This is a genomic window from Variovorax sp. P4_D9 (assembly GCF_056401695.1).
The window spans coordinates 1-5,116 of sequence record NZ_JBFUIU010000644.1; the positions used below are offsets into that span (position 1 = coordinate 1).

Annotated in this window: 5 protein-coding genes; all 5 read right to left on the minus strand. The window is 70.9% G+C overall.

The window, feature by feature from the left end:
* Positions 1 to 54 precede the first annotated feature (54 nt).
* Positions 55 to 291, minus strand: a complete 237-nt coding sequence (locus AC1DY5_RS41400; RefSeq protein ID WP_478120245.1) for a hypothetical protein — start codon at positions 289 to 291, stop codon at positions 55 to 57.
* On the minus strand, positions 288 to 2,285 hold the full coding sequence (locus tag AC1DY5_RS41405; protein ID WP_478120246.1) for an ATP-binding protein: 1,998 nt from the start codon (positions 2,283 to 2,285) through the stop codon (positions 288 to 290). The genes AC1DY5_RS41400 and AC1DY5_RS41405 overlap by 4 nt, the downstream gene beginning before the upstream one ends.
* Positions 2,282 to 3,499 carry a Pvc16 family protein gene (locus tag AC1DY5_RS41410; protein ID WP_478120247.1) on the minus strand — a complete coding sequence of 406 codons (1,218 nt, stop codon included), beginning with the start codon at positions 3,497 to 3,499 and terminating at the stop codon, positions 2,282 to 2,284. Before AC1DY5_RS41410 ends, AC1DY5_RS41405 begins: the two co-directional genes overlap by 4 nt.
* A complete protein-coding gene (locus AC1DY5_RS41415; RefSeq protein ID WP_478120248.1) occupies positions 3,496 to 4,338 on the minus strand; it encodes a hypothetical protein in 843 nt (280 codons plus the stop codon). The genes AC1DY5_RS41410 and AC1DY5_RS41415 overlap by 4 nt, the downstream gene beginning before the upstream one ends.
* Positions 4,335 to 5,116 (minus strand): T4 family baseplate hub assembly chaperone (locus AC1DY5_RS41420; protein WP_478120249.1); only part of this gene is annotated, 782 nt, incomplete at its 5' end. The genes AC1DY5_RS41420 and AC1DY5_RS41415, both read right to left, overlap by 4 nt.

The following is a 5,116-nucleotide window of genomic DNA, read 5'->3' on the forward strand; positions in this document are numbered from 1 at the left end:
GATCGATGCCGACGATCGCGCCCTTCACGAGCCGAGGCGAGCCGGGAAAGCTGCTCATGGCCGGCCTCCGCGCGATGCGCCCGGCATCGCCTGATGGACCGCCGCGGCGATGCGGTGTTCGAGGCGCTGGCCCGGAACCGGATCCTGCTGCGCCACAGGCTGGCGCGAACCTCCCGCGTCGATGCGCTGCGCCAGCGCCTGCGACACCGCGCGCGCCAGCCGGTCGCGATCGATCGCGGCGCCGCTGCCGGCGTCGACGACCAGCCGGTCGATATGCAGCTCGATCTTCATGCGTTCGCTCCTTGCACGGCCGCGGGCCGGAAATCCGCTTCGTTGATCGGCCGGCCGAGCTTGAGAAGCTCGTTGCGCGCGGCGTCGTGGACCAGCGCCATGGTCACGCTGCTGCCGCGGTGCGCGGCGAGGAAGGCGGCGTTCAGCGCGATGCTGTGGATGCTCCCGCCGGTGCAGTCGAGCCGCGCGAGCTGCACCGGGTCGAGCCCTTCGGTCGGCGTGTCCCTCGGGAAGGCGCGCTGCCACATCAGCGCCCGCTCGCGCGGCCCGGGAAAGGTGAAAGGCACGACGAAGCGCAGCCGCCGCATGAAGGCCGCATCGAGCGCTCCCTTGAGATTCGTCGCCAGGATCGCCAGTCCACGGAAGGCCTCGATGCGCTGGAGCAGGTAGTTGGTCTCGATGTTGGCGTAGCGGTCGTGGCTGTCGCGCACCTCGCTGCGCTTGCCGAACAGCGCGTCGGCCTCGTCGAAGAACAGGATGCCGCCGCCGTCCTCGGCCGCATCGAAGATGCGCTGCAGGTTCTTCTCGGTCTCGCCGATGTACTTGCTGATCACCGCCGAGAGATCGATGCGGTAGAGATCGAGCGCGAGCGCGTTGGAGATGACCTCCGCCGCCATTGTCTTGCCGGTGCCGCTCTCGCCATGGAACAAGGCGCTGAGCCCGAGCCCGCGGCTCATCTTGCGCTCGAAGCCCCAGTCGCCATAGACCCGGCGGCGCAGGGCGACCTGGGCCACGATCTGGTGCAGCAGCGACAGCGCATCCGCGGGGAGCACGATGTCGTCCCAGTCGGCCTTGGGCTGGATGCGCTGCGAGAGCAGGTCCATCTTCGAATGGGCGCATTGGCGGCAGGCGGTCCAGAGCGTCGAGGCGACCGCGGCATCGTCGTCGGCGTTGCCGGGATCGTCGCGGATCGCGAGTTCGGCGCTGCGCGCCATGGACGCAATCTGCGGCAGGTTGAAGTTGAACTGGCTCGCCAGCCGCGAGGCGAGCGCCTCGCGATCCGCACCGAGCAGGTCGAGCCAGGCATGCGTCTGCTCGGTGGCGGTGGGCCGCTCGATCGCGGTCACGAGCAGGCCATCGCGCCCGCCGGCGCCGATGGCATGCGCGTCCCGCGTCGCCACGAAGGCCAGCTCCTGCAGCCGCTCGAGCACACGGCCCAGCACGGCGGCGCTGGCGTCGGACGATTCCCCCGGAGCGACGTCGTGCGCATCGATGTAAAGCGCCAGCGGCATCAGCAGGCATTCGCGCCGCCAGATGCGGCACCAGGCATCGAGATCGACGCTCTGCGTGGGCAGCGCGGAGAGCCCGATGCGTTCGAGCCGCAGGCCCAGGCTCGCCGCGACCTGGCCCGCCACCAGTTGCTTGCTAGCCGAATCGATGCCGGTGAGCTGGAGGGTTGGCGCGATGCCCCCGTCTGCGCACCGGTGGACGAAGGCCAGCAGTGCATCCGCCGCCGTCTGCTGCGACGGTGGCAGCGGCTGCAGCGCGTCCGTGGCGAGCGGCAGTAGCGACGGCGCGATGCGCTCGTCGAGCCGGTTGAGGCCCTTGATGTAGTCGACGATCCGGTCGTCGGCCCGCAGCGCGCTCATCGTCAGCGGCGTCGCGCCGATGGCGTGCACGTCGACTAGCCGCCAATAGCGCAGCGGCCGATCGGGCGAGAGGGCCTCCCACGCCGGATCGTCGAACAGCACCATCGCGAGCGCGAAGCTCGGCCAGGGCCGCGAGGGCTCGTCGAGCGCCTGCACGCAGAGCGCGCCGATGCGCGTATCGAGCGCCGCCGCGACGCACAGCAGCAGCACGTTGCGCTCGAACTCCGACAGGCCCAGCCGTTGCTGAAGGACGGCCAGGGTCGGCACCGGGACCAGGTCCTCCGCGTCGCTGAGAACCGGGGGCTCGGCGCGCTCCGCCAGCCGCCGCAGCCGTTCACGCAGCCAGGCGAGCGCCGCGCCGAGCGCCAGCTCGTTGCTCTGTAGGGGTGTGGCGCCGGCATTCATGTGAGTGTCACCGTCGGGCCCACGTACTGGTTGAAGGTCGGGCTTCCGGGCGCGGCATCCGCCACCAGCGGGCTGCAGGCGCCGTCGATCAGGACCCGGGCCAGGTAGCTGCGGGCGACGAAGTTCGAGGGAATCGGAAACGAGACCGTGCTGCTGGTGTCCGGGTCGCCTGGCGCATGCTGTGCCGATGCGACCTGCTGGTCGTCCAGCAGCAGCACGGCGCGCTGGCTCCGGCCGACCGGTGGCGCCACCGACAGTTGCAGCACCGCGCCGCGCGCGACGCTGGTCGGTGCGGCCGTGGTGATGCTCGGGCTGAGCATGAAAGCGGCGGCGTTGGACTCGAAGCCGACGCCCAGATGGACGACCGGCGGCGTGCCCAGCGGCACTTCCTGCACCACCCGCACGGTGTTCACGCCGGCCGGCACGCCTGCAGGCAGCGTGAAGGAGAGCGTGCGGTCGCCGATCGTCGACGGCGTCACCCGAAGCCCGGCGACGACGACCTGCGTCGACGCGGCGCCGAGGTTCGAACCCGCGAGCGTCATCGTCGAGCCCGGCGCGGCGACTTGCGGCGTCACCTGCTCGATAGAGGGCGTGCGGAATGGCGCGACGACGATGCTTGCACTGCGCACCGGCGGGGCGACCTTCGCGGGCCGGGCGCTGTCGATCAGGACCACCGAGGCCTCGTACGCGGCAGACAGGCGGTACTGCGTCTGGTAGGCCATCCAGAGCTTCGACATCTCCTCGAAGCCGAGCGAATGCGGCGTGATGCGCACGCGCTCGACCTGGCCCTGGACGTCGGCCGCGCCCAGGGCATCGGCGAGGTCGGCCGGCATCAGCAGCGGGTTGTCGTGCAAGGCTAGCATGGCGCGGCCAAGCAGCAGTTGGGCGATGAGCTCGTTGTCGTCCTGGCCGAAGGCCGTGAGCATGTAGTGCAGATTGAGTGCGAGCGGCGGCTCGCCACCCGCGGGTCCGCCGCGCGGCGGCAGGCCGTTGCTGAGCGCCGGATTGGGCACCGTGCTGTAGAGGTACAGGTTAAGCAGATTGCCGTTGGCCGAGAAGGTGCGCACCTTGTCGAGCGGCAGCGTCGTCACCTGGATTTGGGTGGTGGGCACGGTGTCGGCGGGCAGGTTGGCGGGCAGGGGGGCCTGCAAGGCCTGGTTGACCAAGGCGCGCAGGCCGCGCGTCACGCTGGCGATGGCGAGCGCATTGCTCATCGCCCGCCTCCTTGCGTGCGGCGCTGCAGGTAGTCATGCAGGCTCATCCGCGGCGCGGCGCGCGCCGGCTTTGCGAAGGGCCGGCGGGGTGCCTCGGGCGCGCGAACTTCGAGCCTTCCGATCGTGACCTGCACCACGGCGGGCGTGTCGTCGGCGATTGCGTCCGGCTTGGCGCGCTGCTGCGGCATGGCGCCAGCGGTCGGCGCCTGCGTGGTCGTGCGTGTATCGACCGGAGGCGGTGCGCCGCGTTCGGCCGGAGCGCGCCATGGCGAAATGCGGTCGGCCATTCCCGGCGGCGCCATGCTGTCTGGCGGCGCCGGGACGGGGGGCGCGGGCGAAGTCTGAAGCCCAGCGCCCGGGCGCTGCGACGGGGATTCGAAAGAGGAGGGCATCGCAGCGGCGATGGCGGGATGCGATGCCGGACGCTGTGCAGGCGCTGCGTCGAACGGCTCGGCCATCGCTGGGGCCGGCGCGCGGCGCGGCGGCATGCCGACGTCCCTAGCTGCCGAAGTCGAAGCATCGCGGGTGGAAGGCGCGACGGGGATGTCGTCCGTGACGGAAGCCCGGCGCTGGTCTGCCGGGCTCGCGATGGCTTCGGTACCCGCCGGCGGCGTGATCGACGCGATCTGCCGAACTTCGTCGCCTCGGTCGTCCGCGGGACGAGCCGGCCGCGCACGCAAGGGCGGCGCGAGCAGTGCGTCTTCCTCTCCGGCCATGCGGGAATCCTGCAGCTGAGCGGTCAGCGGATCGGCAGCCTCGAAGCGCGACAAGGGGCGCGGCCTGACCAGGGGCCGGGGCTCGACGAGTCGCGCCGCGAGACGGTCGATGTAGCCCATCACGAAAGCACCAGTCCGAGATAGGCGTCGCGCCGGACGCGGCTCATCGCGAGGATGTCGGCTTCGCTCCAGCCGTAGCGCGAGGCCAGCGCGTGCACTTCGGCCAGCAGGCGCGGCGCGCGGGCCTCGACCTCGGCCCAGCAGAAGGCCGCCAGATCGAGCGGCTCGTTGGAGACCGCCCCGCACGCCGGGCAGGGCATGGAAATCATCAGCTCCGCGGCCGGGTCGGCGGATTCCATTCGTGCGGCAGCTTCCTGCAGCAGCGCCGGGGGCAGGTCTTGTGGAGCGACCGTTTCGCCGGTTCGCGTGGTGCAGGCGAGGCAGCGTTGCAGCAAGACGCTGTAGGCCTGCAGCACGTCGCCTTCGTCGGCGGCGACGATGCTGTCCTCCACCGTCGGCAGCCTCATCTCGATGAGCAAGTCCTGCGCATCGATCGACGGCGGTTGCGCGACCTCCGCCGACGCCGGCAACCCCGTCGAAAGGGTGCGGGCGTCGAGTTCGAATTCGAAGGTCCCGCCGCATGTCGGGCAGTCCGCGACACAGGACAGGCGAGCTCCGAAGCAGCGCGCATGCAGGTCCAGCAAGCGGCGTTCCCGCTCGCCGAGACTCATGGCGGCCAATTGCCCGCTCGGCATGTCCGGCGTCGCGATGGCGAGCAGAGCGGCCGCGCGGCGCGGGAGTGTCTGCCGCCGCATGGTCTCCCACACGATGAGCAGATCGGAATCGGCCAGGGTGCTCACGGCAAACGCGCTGTGAAGCGGCTCGATCAGGCGTTGATGGT